The sequence below is a fragment of the Pseudomonas sp. NPDC089392 genome (assembly GCF_044749595.1).
In the GTDB taxonomy this organism is placed as follows: Bacteria; Pseudomonadota; Gammaproteobacteria; order Pseudomonadales; family Pseudomonadaceae; genus Aquipseudomonas.
Map to the genome: position 1 here is coordinate 14,111 of NZ_JBIVIF010000045.1, position 18,570 is coordinate 32,680.

An 18,570-nucleotide genomic window follows, 5' to 3' on the forward strand; every position below is an offset into this window, starting at 1 on the left:
AAAAGACGGTGCGGGGTGAAATTCAGCCTGCCGAGGTCCCTACATGAAAAAGATCGAAAAAACCCTGGATGAATGGCGGTCGATGCTCGACCCCGAGCAGTACCAGGTATGCCGCCTCAAGGGCACCGAGCGGCCGTTCAGCGGCAAGTACAACAGCGAGCGCCGCGATGGCATCTACCACTGCATCTGCTGCGGCCTGCCGCTGTTCGACGCGCAAACCAAGTTCGATTCCGGCTGTGGCTGGCCAAGCTTTTATGCACCGATCGAGGACAGCGCGATGATCGAGATCCGCGACACCTCCCACGGCATGATCCGCACCGAAGTAACCTGCGCCCGCTGCGACGCGCACCTGGGCCACGTGTTCCCCGACGGCCCGCCACCGACTGGCCTGCGCTACTGCATCAACTCGGTGTGCATCGACCTGCGCCCGCGCGACTGACCGGAGCCTGACCATGGCGGCATCAATGCTGGACATCTCTTGCGTAACCCTGGGCGGCGAGCACAAGAAGCTCGGCGACTTTCCGGGCAAGGCGCTGTTGGTGGTCAATACCGCCAGCCAGTGCGGCTTTACCCCGCAGTACAAGGGCCTGGAGCAACTGTGGCAGGCCTACCGCGAGCGTGGCCTGGTGGTGCTGGGCTTCCCCTGCAACCAGTTTGGCAAACAGGAGCCGGGCGATGCGCGGGAAATTGCGCAGTTCTGCGAACGCAACTTTGGCGTAAGCTTCCCGCTGTTTCGCAAGATCGAGGTCAACGGCCCAGGCACTCACCCACTCTACGTCGAGCTTAAGCAGCGCGCCCCGGGCCTGCTGGGTTCGCAGAAGATCAAGTGGAACTTCACCAAGTTCCTGGTTGACCCGGCCAGCGGCCAGGTCAAGCGTTATGCCCCCACCACCAAGCCGCAAGCCCTGGAAGCGGACATCGAGCGTTTGCTCAGCCATTGAGCGGTACCCAGTGGTCGACCAGCGCCAGTAGCTCTTCGCGGCGGAACGGCTTGGCCAGGTAGTCGTTCATGCCCGCCGCCCGGCAGCGCTCGCGCTCCTCGGGCATGGCGTTGGCGGTGAGGGCGACGATTGGCAGCTCGGGCCAGCGGCCGCTCTGGCGAATGCGCCGGCTGGCCTCGTAGCCGTCCATCACCGGCATGTTGCAGTCCATCAGCACCAGGTCGAATTCGTCCTGTTCCAACATTTCCAAAGCCTCGACGCCTTGGGTGGCCAGCTGCACCTGGCAGCCGAGCTTGGCCAGCATGCCCTTGGCCACCAGTTGGTTCACCGGGTTGTCCTCTACCAGCAGAATGCGCGCGCGGCGTTCCTCCAGGGTGATGACCGGGTTGGCCAGCGGGTGCTCGGGCTCATGGCCTTGCAGGGTGCGGCGCAGGGTCTGGTACAGGGCGTTGCGCGCCAGCGGCCGGGCCAGTTGGTGCAGGGGGGCGAGGGCAAGCGACTGCTCGTTGGGCAGGAAGTTGCCATAGGCGGTCACTAGCAATATCGGGGTTTTCAGCGCCGGGCGCAGTTCGAACAGGTGATCCACGTCGTCGGTAATCAACAGGTCGAACGCTGTGGCGTCCAGCGTCGCGCGGCTGTCATGCCGCTGGTAGGTCAGGCCCCAGGTGGGCAGCACGCTTTGCAGCAGTTCATTGAGCCCGCTGCCGGCTGCGCTCAAGGCGGCCACGCGCCCGTGCAGCGGTGCGGGCGGGATGGCCTGGGTGTGCACGGCCAGCGGCAGTTCGGCGCTGAAGCGGCTGCCAAAGCCCGGCTCGGACTGAATATGCAGGTGACCGTGCATGGCCTTGCACAGGTTGCGCGTCAGCGCCAGGCCCAGGCCGGTGCCGCCGTACTGGCGGGTAATGCCGGCGCCCGCCTGGGTGAACGGCTGGAAGATACGCGCCTGGGCTTCTTCGGGGATGCCGATGCCGGTATCGCGGACCTCCAGGCGCACGCCGCCGACAATGCTCACCAGGTGCACGTCGACGCGGCCGAAACGGGTGAACTTGAGGGCGTTGGACAGCAGGTTGCTGACGATCTGCCGCACCCGCGTGGGGTCGCCGAGCACGCTGCTGGGGAAGTCGCGGGCGATCAGGCAGGTCAGCTCCACGCTTTGCGCGGTGTTCTGCGACAGCAGGTTGGCGGTGTCCTCGACCATCGAGCCCATGTCGAAGGCAATGCGCTCCAGTTCCAGCTGGCCGGCATCGAACTTGGACAGGTCGAGAATATCGTTCAGCAGCTCCACCAGCACCTTGCCCGAATCGTGGGCAATCGCCAGCTGCTGGCGTTGCTCGCTGGGCAGCGGGCTGTCCAGCGCCAGGGCAATCATGCCGAGCATGCCGTTGAGCGGGGTACGGATCTCGTGGCTCATGTTGGCGAGGAAGGCGGCGCGGGCCTGGGCCATGTCCAGTGCGCGGCGGCGGGCTTGTTCCAGCTCCTGGTTGGACAGGCTCAGGCTGCTGTTGCTGGCTTTCAGCTCGTCGGTGCGCGCCGAAACGATGTCTTCCAGCTCGTTGAGGTACTGGGTCAGGCGGTTTTCCGCAGTGCGCCGCTGTTCGATCTCGGTGGCCATGCTGATGAACTGCTGGTTGGCGACCTTCACCAGCACGCCGATCTCGTCGTGCTCGTGCCCATGCGGGCATTCCAGGCGGGTTTGCCGGGGCTTGCGCGGGTCGCTGCCGCTGAGCGCGCCAATCACGGTGACCAGCGGCTTGGTCAGCATCATGTAGAACAGCGCCAGCAGGATGCCGGTCAGCACCAGGCTGCGGGCGAAGCCGTTGAGCAATGTGATGCCGGCACGGTCGAGGAAGCGGCTGCCGAAGGCGTAGGTGTCCACGTCCAGGTACAGGGTGCCGAGGTATTCCTCGGGCATGTGGGTCAGGTACAGGCGTTCCTTGAACTGGCGCTGGTCGCCGAACAGGAAGTCGCTCAGTGGTCGGTAACGGTCCTGCAGGCGCGGGCGCTCGACATCGGCCAGCACGGTTTCGTTGTTGTCGATCAGCCGCGCGCGGATGATCGCTGGCGATTGCAACAGGCCGCGGGTCAGCTCCAGTGCCAGCTCCGAGTCGATGTTGTAGGCGATGCGCGAGGCCGGGTTGTGGCTGATTTGCAGCAACGCGCGCACTTCCCGGTTGATGGACGCGTCTTCGCTGGCATAATCGATGCCGATCTGGATGAGACTGAGCAATGTTCCCAGGATGAAGCCGACCAGGACTGTCAACCGGGCTTGCTTGTATGACAGGCGATTGGTGAACTTGATATCCATGAGTCCCGAGCCGGTTTCACGTTCCTTGCGCTGCGCAAGCATAGCCGATCAACCCCGGCTAACGGTGGGCTTGTCACACATTCAGCCTTGATTGCTCGATTGGCTGTGCCGGCCCCTTCGCGGCTAAAGCCGCTCCTACAGGTACATCACAGGTCCAGAGGGCGGTGATTACCTTGTAGGAGCGGCTTTAGCCGCGAAGAGGCCAGCACAGCAAACCCAAATCTGAATCCCTAGGAGCCCTGATGGACGCTCGCTTGATCGCTTTCCTCGACCGTGCCGAATCGGTACTGGCACGCCTCGAACCCCTGTTGCCGGCCCAGCGCCCGAACATCGACTGGGCCACCACCCTGGCCGCGCGCTGGCAGCGCGATGGCCGCAGCGGCTACCTGCTGCCGCTGGAAGTCAGCCTGGACATCCGCCTGAGCGACCTGATCGGCGTCGACAAGCAGCGTGACCAGCTGGGCCGCAACACCGACCAGTTCATCAACGGCATGCCGGCCAACCACGCGCTGCTGTGGGGTTCGCGCGGCACCGGCAAGTCGTCGCTGGTGCGCGCCTTGCTGGCCGAGCACGCCAGCGCCGGCCTGCGCCTGATCGAAATCGAACGCGACCACCTGGCCGACCTGCCACGCGTGGTCGAGCAGCTGCAGTATCTGCCGCAGCGCTTTATCCTGTTCTGCGACGACCTGTCGTTCGAAGCCGGGGAGGGCGACTACCGGGTGCTCAAGAGCGTGCTTGACGGCTCGCTGGAGCAGGCCCCGGACAACGTATTGCTGTACGCCACCTCCAACCGCCGCCACCTGGTGCCGGAAAAACAGAGCGACAACGAAAACTGGAAGATGGTCGACGGCGAGCTGCACCCCAACGAAGCGGTGGAGGACAAGATTGCCCTGTCCGACCGTTTTGGCCTGTGGCTGTCGTTCTACCCCTTGAGCCAGGAGCACTTCCTCGACGTGGTCGAGCACTGGATCGGCCAGTTGGCGCGCCCTGCGGGCCTGGCCTGGCAGCGTGACGAAGCGCTGGAAATTCTCGCCGTGCGCTGGGCCACCGGCCGCGGTAACCGTAATGGCCGTTGTGCCTATCAGTTCGCCCGCTACTGGGTTGGGCTGCAATTGTTGGAGCAAAAGTAAATGATCGACCTCAATGCCAGTGGCGCCGGCCTCGACGGCTACAACCTGCTGGCGGCGCAAGTGCAGGCGCTGTTTGCCGACGAGCGTGACTTCATCGCCAATGCCGCGCAGTTCTCGGCGTTTCTGTATAACCAGGTGGACGACCTGAACTGGGCGGGGTTCTACCTCAACCGCAACGAGCAACTGGTGCTGGGCCCGTTCCAGGGCCAGGTGGCTTGTGTGCGCATTCCATTCGGCAAGGGCGTGTGCGGGGCGGCGGCGGCTACCCGGCAAACCCAGCGGGTGGAGGACGTGCACGCATTCCCGGGGCACATTGCCTGTGACAGCGCGTCCAACAGCGAGCTGGTGATCCCGCTGGTGAAGGAGGGCAGGTTGATTGGGGTGCTGGACCTGGATAGCCCGAAGCTGGCGCGGTTCAGCGAGGTGGACCAGGTGGGGCTGGAGCGGTTGGCGGCGATCTTTCTGGAATTGACTGACTGCTGATTGGTGTGTCGCCTGTACCGACCCTTTCGCGGCTAAAGCCGCTCCTACAATGATCACGCCAGGCCTGAGGGCGATGCGGTCCTTGTAGGAGCGGCTTTAGCCGCGAAGAGGCCAGTACAGGTTAATGCATCAGTCGTACATCACCTTCTTCTTCCAGGTCTCTTCCTCATCGGTCTTGAGCCCGTCAGTCAGTTCGTTGTGCTCATCTTCGGCCGGTGTCATGCGGTCCAGCACCTGGGCATTGGCCCGCGCCAGCAACTTCTCCAGATACGTCAGCTGCTCTTCATACACTTTCGGCTCTGGCTGCTTGCGCAGGTACTGCACGCCGCGCTCGAACGCCAGGCGCGCCTGGCCGGGCTGGCCTTTCTGCAGGGCCTGCTGGCCAAGGTTGTTGAAGAACTCGATATGCAACAGCACCAGGATATGCCGGATTTCCTTCACCCAGTGCTTGGCCTCGATGGCAGGCAAGAAGCCTTCCTGGGCGGCGCGGGTCACCTGGGTGTGCAGTGCCTCCAGCAAGAAGCGCACGTCCTTGGCCTTGACCTCGGTGTGGATCGGGTTGGGCGGGTTGTTCACCGGAATCTTTTCGCCCAGGGCAATGAGCCCTTCCAGTTCGCCGATGCGTGCCTTCAATTCGGCATTGTGCTTGTCCACCGCCAGCTGGCGCTGGTTGAGGTTGAGCTCCAGGCGGGTCAGCAGCAGCTTCAGCGCCGGGGTCATGAACTGGCCAGGGAAGCTCTCGGTGATTTCGCCACAGCGGCGCAGGCGGTCGGCCAGCTCGATCTTCATCCGGGCGCGTTCAAGCTTGCCGTTCTCGACCACATTGTTGAGGTAGCCGATCACGATCAGCAACGCGATACCCGCCACGATGAGCAGGGTAATCAGGAGTGGTGTCACCGTTAATGCCTCATTTAAGAAGAATTACAGCTTTGAGTGTAGTGAGTTTGCGTGGGGGCGAATAGCGGCGATATGCCTGTGCTGGCCCTTTCGCGGTGTAGGAGCGGCTTTAGCCGCGAAAGGGCCGGCACAGGCAACCCCCCCTCTCTCTATCGACCACCCACCCCGCATCTGCACCCCAACCCACCCGGAAGTCATTGATTTAAATAAATTTCTACAAAGGGGTTGACGCCTGTTCGAACCATCCATAGAATGCGCGCCACTTGCAGCGTAAAGCACACAGCGAAACGCGGCAGGGAGTGAAAGCAGGTAGTAATGCCAGCAGCGTGTCCCCTTCGTCTAGTGGCCTAGGACACCGCCCTTTCACGGCGGTAACAGGGGTTCGAGTCCCCTAGGGGACGCCAAATTGCGGGAATAGCTCAGTTGGTAGAGCACGACCTTGCCAAGGTCGGGGTCGCGAGTTCGAGTCTCGTTTCCCGCTCCAGTTTCTCCGGCAGCGCTTAACGGCGGGGCAGGAAAAGAAAATCCAGGCTGAATCGTGAGGTTCTGTTCTGGTGCACTGAAAAGTGTTGTGTGTCCCCTTCGTCTAGTGGCCTAGGACACCGCCCTTTCACGGCGGTAACAGGGGTTCGAGTCCCCTAGGGGACGCCAAATGCGGGAATAGCTCAGTTGGTAGAGCACGACCTTGCCAAGGTCGGGGTCGCGAGTTCGAGTCTCGTTTCCCGCTCCAGTTTAAATACTGTGGCGTTCGCACGGTGCAGTGGTGGTGAAGGTCGTCAAGGCGCTTCACGCCGATTAGCGGTAAAGCTTAAAATTGCGGGAATAGCTCAGTTGGTAGAGCACGACCTTGCCAAGGTCGGGGTCGCGAGTTCGAGTCTCGTTTCCCGCTCCAAACATGTAACGCAAAAAGGGACCTTCGGGTCTCTTTTTGCGTTTTCGTCGTTGCCCGACAAAAAGCCGGCCCGGGCAAAAGCCCGGGCTGGCTGTTCAGCGGTATTCGATGGTGAAGTTCAGGGCCCCCTTGGCCTCCCCTGGGGTTACTGCAGGCGCGGTCTGGTAGTAACGTGCACGCAAGTCGAAACGCATGGTGCCGGGGGTAATGGCGGCCATGTCGATGAATTCTTCCAGTTTCAGCGGGGTGTTGTCGCTGCGCAGCACCTGGATGCCCAGGCCGGTGGCAGAAGAGTCGGTGGTCAGGCTGAACAGGCCAAGGTCGCGGTCAATCGGCACCGAGCCATCCACACCGTCCAGGCGCATGAATGCACGGGCAACGCTGCCCGCCGGGTCGTCCTCGCAGTCGCTGAGGGTGATGAAGAAGTCGATGGGCTTGGTCGTCGTATGCTCCCCGATAAACTCGGCGATGTCGTGCCTGCCAAGCTGTACCGGGTTTGCACTGACCGCGTCGGCTTTCAGCGTACATTGTGCCTGTTGTATGCCAGCGCTCAGGTTCAGTATGACGGCTTCTCCCACATCGCTTATCACCCCCCTGATTACCTGTTGGTTGACCTGCATCGGGCCAGGGGGGATGGTGCCGGTCTTGATCAGCGCGGCGTATTTGATCTGTAAAGCTTGCATGCGCATGGATGTTGGATTCATGTTTTCCCGGTTTTCGCCAACGTAGGGCACGGCGCCGATGCCGCCGTCAGTTGCCTTGAACGTGTTGCTCACCGTGCCATTCATAAAGCTGCCGAGTTCCAGGTACAGGCCAACACCTGGCACATTGGTCTGCAGTACCTTGCCGGTGACATTCTTGCCATCGATGGGTGGGAAAGTGCCGGGCGCAGGGGGCAGGGGGCTGGTGATGTTGGCGGTCAGCACGAGTGAGCCGTCGTTGTCGCACAAGAGTACGGGCCCAGAGCCGCCCAAGTTGCGCAAGGGGAACGAGGCGATCTTGCTGCCGACCGGGGCGTCGAGCGGCACCCAGTTCGTCCCGTAGTCGGTCACGAAGTTTATCGGGCCTGTGGTAGTTTCCCATGCGCAGCCCAGTGCGGCATGTGCCTGGCTGGTAAATGACAACATCGCCGCAAGGGCGGCCAGGCTCAAGTGCAGGCGTGGAAAAAACGGCATGGTTGGTGTCCTGTATCTGGCGTGCAGCGTGGCTGCACGGGCTTGGTCATGGGGCAGGGCAGCGCAAGGTCTGCATGCGATAACCCTGGTCTTCCGGCATGGTGGTCGGGTCGATGGCCAGCAGGCAGCGCTGCGCGTCGCGCTCGCCCCAGCGTGCTTCCAGGGTCTGGGCCTGGGCGTCGGTGGCTACCAGTGCCTGGCCGGCCTGGCCGACCACCGCCAGGTGCTTGCCCTGCTGGTCATTGACTTGTGTGCCGAAGGGCAGCGCACGGCCGTCGGCGTCTTGCAAGGTGAGAATCAGGCGGGTGACCCGGCGCGCCTTGAACTGCGCCAGGGCAACGGCGCCGCGGCGGGGCACCACCTGGGTGGCACCGTTTTCGATTTCCACGTCAGGGCCGAGCTGGTCGGTCTGCAAGGTGACCTGGTTGACCCGGTAGGGGCGCATGTGCGGGGCCAGCATGTAGCCGTTGCTGTCGGTGCCGCCGCCAGGGACGTTGTCGGCCCCGGCCCCGGGTATATCGGGCACATGGATCAGCGCGTTGGTTTCACCCATGTATTGCCCCAACACGATGCCGCCGGTATGCGCCAGCACTGTGCCACTGGCATTGACCGATACGCTGCGGTAGTCGTTCGCCTCGGTGTAGCCGGCACCCAGGTTGACCTTCTGGGTCTGGTAGCCCATTGCCAGCGAGGCGGTCTTGTTTTGCCTGTCGTCGTTGGCCAGCGAGGCGACGTAGTTGAGCCGGTGGTCTTCCGAGCCGCCGTTGAGCGAGGCCCGTTCGCTGAATTTGCCATTGCTTTCCTGCAGGTCGAAACTGGCCGTGGTCGCGGTGGCGAAGTCCAGCGGGATGGTGATGCCCAGGCCGATGATACGGTCATTCTGGTTGTCATCGCTCAGCGATTGCGAGGCGTAGAGGTTGACGCTGACCCGCCGGAACTGGGTGTTGAACTGAAACTGGTACTGGCGCCGCTGCTGGTTGCTGTGCCAGTAATCATCCTGGGACAGGGTCAGGCTCAGCGAGCTGCGGTTGCCGATGTTCTGGTAGATCGAGCTTTCCAGGCGGCTGCGGCGGTTGCCCTGGTAGCGGCTGGAGGCGTTGCGCTGCTGCACGGCCTCGTCGAACTCGCGATAGCCCTCGGTGGAGTAGCGGTAGCCAGCGAAGCGCAGGCTGGTACCGGTCTGGAACGCTTTGCCGTAGCGCATCGAGTAACTTTGGCCCTGCACCTGGCCGCCCTGGTTGCCCAAGTCGGTGCGCGCTTGGGTCACGTCCAGCGATACAGCCCCAAGTTCGCCGAAATCGCGCGCCACGCCGAGGTTGGCAGCGTTGTAGTACTCGCTGCCCAGCAGGCCGCCATACAGGGTGGTGTTCCATTTGCCGCCGCGGGCCAGGGTGGCTTGCCACAGTGGCGGGTCGTCGATGTCATCGGCACCATCGTAGCGCCCGGCAACCAGGTTGTAGCGCCACACGCCCTCGCGTAGCAGGTTGCTGAGCGTGGAGTAGGGCTGGATGAAGCGCCGTACCTGGCCATCGGCTTCGGTCAGGACGATTTCCAGGTCGCCGCTGCTGCCGCCAACGCCGAGGTCGTCGATCTCGTAGGGGCCGGGGGCTACGTAAGTGGAGTAGATCGGGTAGCCGTTCTGCAGCACCTCCAGCTTGGCCCGGGTTTGCGCCACGCCGCGGATGATGGGTGCATAGCTTTGCATCACGTCGGGCAGCATGCCCATGTCGGTGGCCAGCTGCACGCCCTTGATCGGCAGGCTGCGGAACACATCGCCGCTGGTAAAGGTTTCGCCCAGCGTGGCGGTGCCCCACTGGCCGGGCAGGTCGTGCTGGGCGTAGGTGTTGAAGTGGCTCCAGTCGCGGCCTTCGCCATCGTCACGCCAGCTCTGGCTGCTGCGCAGGCGCCAGCCAGCCAGGTTGATGCCGCTGTTCAGGTACAGGTCCTGGCTGCTGCGGGTGCTGCTGGTGGCACCGCTGTAGTGCTGTGCGGAGGCCTGGTAGTTGACGTAGGCGACGTTGATACCGTCGTCCCAGCGCTCGGGCGCGACGCTGCCGGCAACGTCGCGGCGCAGGGCGATCTGCGGGATCGACAGGGCCAGCTGCAGTCGGCCGGGGTCCAGATCGAAGCTGGCCTCGGGTACCAGTGTCGGCAGATCGACGCAGCGCTCATCGGCGGGCAGTGGCTCGGCCAGGCCTTGCTCGCGCAGGCCTAGTTCGCGCAATAAGCTGGCAGTCAGGCAGGGCTCCAGGCCCTTGCCGTCACTGCGCTCGCGAAAATCAATGGTATACCGCCCGGCCGGGGCCAGGTTGACCAGCACTTCGACCTGATAAGGGCCGGGCGCAAGGGTGGCTTGTGTGGCCAGGGTGCCCAGCGCGGCGGCGCTGGCGTCGCTGGATTGGCCTGGCGTTTGGCGCATGAAGTTTGGGTTGAATTCCAGGGGGCGTTCTTCAGCCCAAACTGGAGTGCTACTGAAATACAACAGAACACAACCGACAACCGGTGGCATTAAAGCTGAGCGAACGCACTTCGGCAATGTCTGATGCCTGTTGGGACTTAGCATGTTTATACACCGTGAAGTGATTGTGCTAAAAGCGGGATCATGAAATCAGGAGCGCAAGTATTGGGCTGGCAGGGCACCAAGGTATCTGGAACTTTCCAATTCAAATGTAAGAAAATTCCTAAAGATACCCTGGATTTTTCTGCTGGTTTTTCGGCGTTCGCTGGCTTTCTAGATCTCCGACATGGCGTCCACTAAATGGATTGCGTTAAGATGTTGTTTCTTCGATGTCTGTCGTATATTCATACCTTCCATTGTTTCTGTGGTTCAGTTTGCCACAGATGGCGGCTATAGTTACCGGCGGGTGTGGTAATAACTTTCGGCCATTTAGTTTCTACTAGTGGCAATTTCGTAGTAGGAGAAGCTGGTTCAGCTGCTGCGGCTGGCCGCAGAGAGGTCGCAGACGCGCTAGTGCCTGATTCTGATGTTTGAAGATTAATGCTGTCATCGGTGGGTAGTGAATTGTTTTTCGAAACAGCATTTTTTTCGGGTGGAAGAGAGTCCCAGTCAAGCTCCAAAGTGTTGGTGCGTTTTATCTCCAGAACACTATCATATTTGGGGATTTCTGACGTCATTGTCGATGGTGCGCTGGCTCGTCGCTTGAGACCCCGGGCAACTGTAGATCCTCTGCGACTACCTACTCCAATGCTGGCTGTATCGGTAGCTGCCTGCGTGCCGACGCTTACGCCCTTCCCGGCCCCCCGCGCCGCAAACTTGCTGTACCCTATCATCCCCAAAGTACTCAAGGCACTGGCAATCCCCAGCCAGAACGCTACATTGTCGACGTCTTTATTCATGGTCGCCAACGCAACAACGGAAACCACCGTTGCGGCCGCGTCGAGGGCCAGGCTGGCGGCGCCGAAGGCAAAGGCCATGGTCAGGCCTACCGGTGGCATCATGATAAAACTGATTACCGCAAATACTGCGCCCAGCGCCACGCCCAGCCAGGAGCGCCAGTTAGCCTTGGGCTTGGGTTGTGGCGTGGGTGGGACAAACGGGTTCTCCATGCTGTGCCGCATGCCGTAATGGCCACTCGGGTCGTGCCAGTTCACCGGGTTGCCACCACAGTACACATAGGGGTTGATCCCGGCGCTTTCAGGTGCAGCTGTATCCGGGGTATGGAAACGCATCAGCCCGGGGTTGTAGGCGCGGTAGCCGCGCCCCAGCAGTGACCAGCCCAGCGCCCGCTCGCGCGCCTCGCCGTTGAAGCCGAGCAGGCCCACCAGCGCGTCGTTGTCGGGTGTTTCGCCATACGCGGTGTACTGGGTGTCGTGCAGTTCATCACCGCTGCACTCGCCGACCACGCTGTTGGCCGCGTCGGTCATGAACAGGCGGTTGTCCGCAGCCTGGGCAGGGCGTTGCAGGCCCAGAGGGCGTTCGCCGGCGTACAGGTACTGGGTCAGCAGGTCGTTTTCCCGGGTGCTGCTTACCCGGTAACCCTGGTAACGGCGTAGCATTTCTGCTGCCTGGTCGTGACGTACGCCAATCAGGTCGTTGTGGCCGTCATAGCGGTAACGGTAGAGCGGCTGGCGGTCGTCAGCACGTTGAACTTCGATCAGGCGACCGTGTTCATCGTAGAACAGCCGGTTGCCCTGCTCATCGTTCAGCAGGTTGCCGTCGGCATCGTGCTCGAAGGGATGGTTGGTCGAAGCGCTGGGTTTCGGCATGCCGGCCGTTTTCACCCGCATGCCGTTGTCATCGCGTTTGAAGGCTTGGTCGATCGAGAAATTAACAAGCAGATTGCGCCTTACCTGCTTTAGGATAAAGCCTTCATGGGTGTAAACGGCCTCCTCCATGTTGCCGTCTTTGAAGTCGGTATAGCATTCGGACAAGTTGTTCAGTGCGTCATATATGAAGTACTGCATCGTGATCGGCTTGCCGGCCGCATTGCATGGCAGGGCACTGCCAGTGCAAGTGTGTTCCTCAAGGCGATCAAGGGCGTCGTAGTTGAACGTTTCAAGCAACAACTGCAGGCCGTCACGGCTGAGCGTTCGCGTGTGCAGTTGGTCGTCGTCGTGCCAGGTCAGTTTGATCACCTGGGTCAGTTCAGTACCGTCGCGCTTGGTCAGGGTTTGCGTGCGGGTATCTTCCCGGCCCAGGCTGTCATAGGTCTGTTCGCACAGCAGGACCTGTTTGTTGGCTTGGTCAGTGGTTTGCGTTTTCCACAGTCGGCCGGCCGTGTCGTATTCGAATGTGGCTACAAGGTTGCCTTGGGTGGTCTTTGCCAGCTGGCCCAGGTCATTGTATTCATGCGCTACCGCAACCCCGTCACTGTCGCTGTAGCCTAGTGGCAGGCCCTGCAGCGAGGTTTGATAAGAGCAGCGGTAGCGGTCGCCCTCGACGTCTTCCCAGTTTGCTTCACGCAGGTAACCCTGGTCGGTGTATGCGTAGCTGCGTTTGCCTTGTTCGTTCTTTGCGGTGTCGACGGCTGTGGTGTGGCGGTCGTAATCGAACTCGGTCTGGAGGGTTGAAACCTCGATGCGCTCAGGTTGCGCCGAGCGTGTGGGCCGGTAGTGGTAGGTGAAGGTACGCTTGGCTTTGGTTGTGCGGGTTTCTACCAGCGACGTGTTGTCCTTGTAGGTGTAAGACTCCTGCTGCAGCCCTGCAGCCATCGAGGTAAGGCGTTCGTGGCTGTCGTATTCCCGGTGCCAGGCAAGGATGGGGGCGGCGCTCTTGTTTGGCAGGACCAGCAACTTTTCTGCCAGCGCAGAGGGGCTGTGCAAGGCGAATTCACTGAGCACTGCCGACAGGTCCGGCCTTTCGGTACGGGTGACCCGCCCTTCGGCATCGTACTCGTAGCCGGTGACACGGCTTACGGGCGCCTTGCCGGCGCGGTTGAAGTTGTGCTCCTCACGGGTGCAGCGGCCAAGGCCATCGTAACTGTAGTCGTGGCGGCCAACCACCGTGCCAGTCTCGTCAAGGCGGTATTGATAACTGATCTTGTCGAAGCGATTGCTCTCGACCACCTGCTGCAGCTGGCGTTCGCCGGGTCGGTCGGGGGTTTGCATCCAGGTGGTGGTAATGTCGCCGTCCTTGCCGAAAGGCGAGTGTTCACTGTGCGTGGTTACCCCACTTGGCAGCGTGGTTTTGCTTAGCTGCCCCCAAGCGTCGTATTCGAAGGTGCTTTTCAACGACAGGGTTCGATCCTCGTAGTAATCGAACGTGGTCTGGTCGCTGAGTTGCCCCAGTTCGTCATAGTTGCTTTCGGCAACCCGTTTTCTTACCCGTACATGTTCCGCGCCTGAGGGGCCAGCCGTTTCGCGCTCTTCGCTGATGACCCGGTTGCAGCCATCGAAGGTGTGGAAGGTGGTGACGCCGGTACTGCCGGTAACCCACTGCGCGGCCAGGCCTGCTGTGCCGGTCTCTGGGTGGGTGACCAGTGTGTAGCCATGGCTGATGGTGGTTTTGTCCTCTTGGTTGTCGGGCGCCACCACTTCTTCCACCAGGCGGGCCAGCGCATCGTAGCGTCGGCGGATGCTGTTGCCGAAGTCATCCTCTTCGTACACGGTCTGGCCGTGCAGGGCCGAGGCGGCCAGGCTTGAGGCTTTTTGCACATTGTCAAAGCCGGTGGCTGTCTCATGGGTCCAGTATTCCTGCCCGTGCAGCGGATCCTGCCGTTTCTCATAGCGCCATTGGGTGCGGGCAGTACGGTTATCGAAGGCTTGGCGCGCCGGATCTTCGCTATAGCGGGTGATGCTTTGATAGTCCGGGCGCCCATGCAGTAGTGCATTGACTGGCGTGTTCAGGTAGCCCCGCTCGACGCGCATCAGCAGTTGTTCCGTTTCGCTCGGCAGGCCTGCGTCGAAGACTTGCACCACGTGTTCTTCAGTAGGGGCCAGCCATTGGCTGCTTTCGTCCAGGCTGGCCAGCACCGGGTAGGCTTTGTAACTCAACCGGGTACGTTGCACCGGGGCATTGCCCGGTTGCCCAGGCACCGGATAGACCGTTTTGCATTTGATGTTGCGCACAAAACCTTGCGGGTCGGCCGGGCAGCTCCAGCTGCCAGCGGTTTCGCCATCCTTGCCGTAGTACTCGTAGGTAACCCGAACCCCGCTGGGCTGCAGTTCCTCAACCACGTTGCCGTAAATGTCATAAAGGGTGGTGGCTGTTTCCTCGTGCAGTTTGCTGGCGTCACTGTGCAGCTTCCGGCGCTTGGTAATCTGCCTGGGGAGCTGGAAGAAGGCCGGTTGGTTGTCAAATTCGACACCAGGTAGTTCATGGAACAGCGTTTCGGTTTCTTCGATATGGCCGTCCTGTTCCAGTGATTGCAATGTCATCAGGTGGTGGCGGTTGAAGGTTTGCGTTTGCTTGCGCACCACTTTGCCCGCTTTCCAGTAATGAGCGGTGACGCTGTATCGGTAGTTGGCTTGGGCCCGGTACAAATTGTCCTCGCCGTCATCGCGCCAGCTGAGGTTGCTGTTGGTGCCGACAAAGCTGTTTTCCACTTCGATGCCGGTGTCCTGATCCAGCCGTTTATAGGTGAATGTCGTGGTCATCACTGGTTGATTGGCGCGGGGCTTGACCACATGGCTGGTGACGCGCGGTAACGACCGAAGCGGCTGGGAGCCTGGCAGCACATGGCCTGGGTCCTGGTTTTCGCCATAGCGGATTTCTTCGATGGCGCCGAGTGGTGTCGAAACCTTGGCCAGGCATTTGAGGCCGCGGACTGTGGTGTATTCAAAGCGCCAGTTGCCGCCCAGTTCGGCCGGCAACACCACCTCCACAAGCGACCCGTTTTTCAGCTCCAGCCTGTGGCGCAGGAACGGCAGACCGTTGCCGTTGGCCCCTGGGTGGGTATCAATGGTAACGCGGCCTTCGGTGTATTTCAGCTCGAGCAGCGTCGCGCCGTTGCCGTCGATAATGTTCATCAGCCGCCGGGTGTCGGGCGCGTAGTCGAGCTTGATGCTGTGACCGGACGGCGCCCGCACCTCTGAGGGCAGGGCAACTGGGTTTTCGTCGCCATACACACTGAGGATTTCTTCCAGGCCAGACTTGTGCACGACCCGGTACTGTGGCTTGCCACCCTGGCTGTCATCGTGAAAGTGGAAACTGTCGAGTTTCTTCTCGCGGATGGGTGGTTGCGCGCCACTGCCGGTGACCTTGTAACGTTCGCCGCTGTGCAGGGTAAGCATCCCGGTGCCTGGTACGTACTGGGTGAGGGCCAGGTCCCAGCCCTTGCCGAAACCCGAATCCTTGTCGTTGAACGGGCTGAACGACAGGCGCAATGGCAGGCCTGGGCCGATCAGGTGGTTGCCGTTGGGTAACTTCAGGTCAATGGCCAAGGTGTATTGGCCGGTGCGTTGGTCGACGTTGTTCTGTACGAAACTCTGAAAGTTGGTGGCGTTGCTGTGCACCACGGATGAGCCAGCCATGTTCAATTACTCCCTGCTGACGTGGTGACCTGGATGCACGACAGAGAGCCTTGTTTGATGGGGTCGCCTTTGGCGGTCACTTTGAAGCCACGGCTTGGGGCATTGCTGTCCAGGCCGCTGTTGGTCACGTAGCCCGAGTAGGTCCAGAGCTTGTCGATACCCAGTTTTTCCAGCGACGCATTTGCGCGGGTGGTTTCAAGCTCGATCCAGGCCGCGTTTTTTTCGCTCTTGTCGCAACTTGCAACGCTGGTGAGCAAAAAACGGGTCGCGATGGGGACGTTTCGAATACGCAGCGAGTGCGGGTCGATCACCTTGTCTTCTACTTTAGGGCAGGTTTTCTTAGGCAGCAGTTTTACCGATGTGCCGCTGCCGTAGCCCGGCAAATCGAATGCGCAAGCGGGCTCGGTATTGTTGTCGACCGTTTGATACAGGGCGAGGGTAGGTGTCGGGTCGGCAAGTGCTTCATTGCTGTTCGCGGCGAGTGCAACAGGCGCAATGCAACTCATGAAGAGCGACAGGCACAGCAACGGCTGCTTGGCGGGCATTGAAAAGAAATCGCTGTAATGGCGTGGTTTCATTTCTGGGGTTCCGTATCAGTCTGATGAAAATTGAATAAGCATCACGAAGAGGTAGCGGCCTTGGCGAACGCACTTCCTGTTCAGAGCTTATTGAACTCATCGTCTGGCCACACCTGGCAGAAATAACAGGTGCAGGGGCCTTTGTTGCACGGTGTCGACCCGCGAGTTTGTATGCGTGAATTCGACCTGTCACCTGGTAGATTTATCAGGTGGGGCGCAACAGCCGAACCTGCGGGTTGTGGGGCGTTACCTGGTATTTCTACCAGTAGCCAGCGTCGCTGCCACGCCGTAAAACTGCGGGCATTATCACCCCCGACAGGAGATTTGCCGTGGCGAGTTCAACAGGCAAAGAAGCGAAGCTGTTCAATCCTGCGCCGCTGATACCGATGCGCAATGAATACGATGAGATTGATGTCAGTACGCTCAACGGCGCTGATCTTGAGAGTATTGTCAAAGGTGACCATATCGCACCCTACGACATTATTTATCCCATTTGGCGCGGTGTCGCAGAAGACGGTGAGCCATTTGACAAGGTTGATTCACAAGTAGAAGTTCCGGGTGATTATGATGCAGATGTCGGGTTGGTAGTGACAGTCGCCAATCGATTTGTTGAGCCGTATGAGGGTGGTTGGGCATTCTTGTCCTATAAATTAAATGGTTCAGACGAAGCGACCCCGGATTCCAGGCGTGTGTTTAGTTACCTGGGTTTGCGTGATCGCAGCAGTAACGCCGAAACATTAGCGGTGGCGCAGGTACGAGAATCCCATGATCTGACTATCAATTTCGATGATCTGCCTAGTGATGGCGCACGGTTTCTGGTGCCACGCTATCAGGCAATCCAGGTTGGCGATAAGGCCACATTGACTATGCGCAGGTTTACTGCGACGGGGGAAGATAAAGGTGACGTGACCGCAGAGTATGTGGTTACGGCAGAAAATCTGCAGCAAATTCCGTATTGGCAGCTCAGCAAGGGCAGTTTCGTGTCCATCCGTGATGGAGGGCGGGCAGAAGTACACTACGAAGTCGCCCTCGCCGGCAGCAGTGACCTGCTGGTTTCACCCGTGCAGAAGTTTACTGTCACGGGTGTGGCAAGTGTCATTGACCTCCTGCCAAAGGCCAGCATCGACGGCTATGCCGGCGAGCCGCTAGACCCCGGTTTTTTCCCCGATGGGCTGACGGTTCGTTTGCCTATGTATGCGGACGTACAGCCGGGCGATCACGTACTGTTGCACTGGAAAGGCCCGGCACAGCCGGAACCTGTGGTGCTCACGGCACGCATGGACGCCAGCAGCCTGGAGGGCAAGGAAGTGGTGTTCCATGTGCCGCCTGACCTGCTCGTGTTGGGTGAGCACACGGTGTTCTATCAGTTTGCGCGAAGTGGCCAGGCGCTGAGCGCAGAAGCGCTGTCGGTCGAGCTCAAGGTGCCTCGAGAACTTTCAGCGCCTGATATCGAGCGGGCTGCCGCGGACGGGGTGGGGCGGCAACAGTTGCAGGCTGGCGATGCAATCTTGGGGGCCTATGTAGTGGTGCCCGATGTGGCATTGCCAGGTGAAACAATTGAAGTCCATTGGGAGGGGTATCCGAACAATGGCCAACAAATTACCGACATGCCGGAAGAAGCTGGCGGTCGACGCTTCAAGATAGCCCCCGCCGTAGTGGCCGCGAACATGCATCAGCCGTTGGACCCCGATGGACGACGCTTCAGGGTGTATTACTACGTTATTAATGCGGACGGGGTTCGTTCGAAGCCCTCTACGGCTGTGGACCTGCGTGTCGTACCCCTGGCGCTTGGTAACACCATCTTCTGCCGGGAAGCCAATAACGATGGCGAACTGTATGCGTCGAGTCTCACCGCCAACGGTGCGCTGCTCAGAGTGACCGGGACCGGTCTTTGGCCATTTGCCGCGAAAGACCAGCTTTTTACCATGGCGGTTCAGGGCGTTGCCGTTCTGCGTGATGCAAAGCCGATTACAGCTGCAGAGATGAGCAGCGCGACCGTTGATCAGTGGCTGAGCCGGACGGTGTACGGCGATATGGAGGATAACAAGCAGCACACACTATCTGGTGACGTAAGTTTCGATAAAGGTGACAGTTGGCACAGCCTTGAGCCTGCTCGCCTGACACCGAAGAAGTCGCTTTAAATCAAAGCTCATTTATTACAGTTGTACTGCCAAATCGGGTGGGTGGCATCGCCACCCCAATTGATAGCGGTGTGGAGGAAGGGTTGTGGACGGTAA

11 protein-coding genes and 5 tRNA genes are annotated in these 18,570 nt (G+C 60.6%); 10 read left to right on the forward strand and 6 right to left on the reverse strand.

The window, feature by feature from the left end:
• Positions 1–43: 43 nt before the first annotated feature.
• On the forward strand, positions 44–439 hold the full coding sequence (gene msrB / locus ACIP1G_RS26600; protein WP_196176839.1) for a peptide-methionine (R)-S-oxide reductase MsrB: 396 nt from the start codon (positions 44–46) through the stop codon (positions 437–439).
• 13 nt (positions 440–452) lie between these two features.
• Positions 453–941 (forward strand): glutathione peroxidase, encoded by a 489-nt coding sequence (locus ACIP1G_RS26605; RefSeq protein ID WP_400742448.1) that lies wholly within the window; start codon positions 453–455, stop codon positions 939–941.
• On the opposite strand, the gene ACIP1G_RS26610 is transcribed toward ACIP1G_RS26605, so the two are convergent.
• Positions 931–3,288, reverse strand: a complete 2,358-nt coding sequence (locus ACIP1G_RS26610) for a response regulator (RefSeq protein WP_400742451.1) — start codon at positions 3,286–3,288, stop codon at positions 931–933. The two genes, ACIP1G_RS26605 and ACIP1G_RS26610, sit on opposite strands and share 11 nt — an antisense overlap.
• A gap of 200 nt (positions 3,289–3,488) precedes the next feature.
• On the opposite strand from ACIP1G_RS26610, the gene ACIP1G_RS26615 reads away from it, so the two are divergent.
• Positions 3,489–4,376, forward strand: a complete 888-nt coding sequence (locus ACIP1G_RS26615; RefSeq protein WP_400742453.1) for an ATP-binding protein — start codon at positions 3,489–3,491, stop codon at positions 4,374–4,376.
• The gene (locus ACIP1G_RS26620; RefSeq protein ID WP_400742456.1) at positions 4,377–4,859 is read left to right on the forward strand and encodes a GAF domain-containing protein; all 483 of its coding nucleotides are present in this window, start codon (positions 4,377–4,379) and stop codon (positions 4,857–4,859) included. It begins immediately after the preceding gene.
• A 129-nt stretch (positions 4,860–4,988) separates the two neighbouring features.
• Here the strand turns inward: ACIP1G_RS26620 and ACIP1G_RS26625 are convergent, their stop codons facing one another.
• The gene (locus tag ACIP1G_RS26625; RefSeq protein WP_400742459.1) at positions 4,989–5,756 is read right to left on the reverse strand and encodes a hypothetical protein; all 768 of its coding nucleotides are present in this window, start codon (positions 5,754–5,756) and stop codon (positions 4,989–4,991) included.
• Between the two features lie 328 nt (positions 5,757–6,084).
• Here ACIP1G_RS26625 and ACIP1G_RS26630 point away from each other — a divergent pair.
• From ACIP1G_RS26630 to ACIP1G_RS26650, 5 genes are all read left to right on the forward strand, one after another.
• A tRNA-Glu gene (locus ACIP1G_RS26630) sits at positions 6,085–6,160 on the forward strand.
• A 4-nt stretch (positions 6,161–6,164) separates the two neighbouring features.
• Positions 6,165–6,240: transfer RNA gene (locus ACIP1G_RS26635), tRNA-Gly, on the forward strand.
• Between the two features lie 91 nt (positions 6,241–6,331).
• Positions 6,332–6,407: transfer RNA gene (locus ACIP1G_RS26640), tRNA-Glu, on the forward strand.
• Between the two features lie 3 nt (positions 6,408–6,410).
• Positions 6,411–6,486 (forward strand) — tRNA-Gly (locus ACIP1G_RS26645).
• Between the two features lie 86 nt (positions 6,487–6,572).
• Positions 6,573–6,648: transfer RNA gene (locus tag ACIP1G_RS26650), tRNA-Gly, on the forward strand.
• A gap of 95 nt (positions 6,649–6,743) precedes the next feature.
• Here the strand turns inward: ACIP1G_RS26650 and ACIP1G_RS26655 are convergent.
• The 4 genes from ACIP1G_RS26655 to ACIP1G_RS26670 form a co-directional block, all read right to left on the reverse strand.
• Entirely contained in the window at positions 6,744–7,823 is a 1,080-nt protein-coding gene (locus ACIP1G_RS26655; RefSeq protein WP_400742462.1) for a fimbrial protein, read from the reverse strand.
• A gap of 46 nt (positions 7,824–7,869) precedes the next feature.
• Positions 7,870–10,386, reverse strand: coding sequence for a fimbria/pilus outer membrane usher protein (locus ACIP1G_RS26660; RefSeq protein WP_400742465.1), 2,517 nt, complete (start codon positions 10,384–10,386; stop codon positions 7,870–7,872).
• 239 nt (positions 10,387–10,625) lie between these two features.
• Positions 10,626–15,755 carry an RHS repeat domain-containing protein gene (locus ACIP1G_RS26665; RefSeq protein ID WP_400742468.1) on the reverse strand — a complete coding sequence of 1,710 codons (5,130 nt, stop codon included), beginning with the start codon at positions 15,753–15,755 and terminating at the stop codon, positions 10,626–10,628.
• Between the two features lie 2 nt (positions 15,756–15,757).
• Positions 15,758–16,333: a hypothetical protein gene (locus ACIP1G_RS26670; RefSeq protein ID WP_400742471.1), complete on the reverse strand. Its 576-nt coding sequence runs from the start codon at positions 16,331–16,333 to the stop codon at positions 15,758–15,760.
• 329 nt (positions 16,334–16,662) lie between these two features.
• Here ACIP1G_RS26670 and ACIP1G_RS26675 point away from each other — a divergent pair, with 329 nt between their 5' ends.
• Positions 16,663–18,474: a hypothetical protein gene (locus ACIP1G_RS26675; protein ID WP_400742474.1), complete on the forward strand. Its 1,812-nt coding sequence runs from the start codon at positions 16,663–16,665 to the stop codon at positions 18,472–18,474.
• The last annotated feature ends 96 nt before the right edge of the window (positions 18,475–18,570 follow it).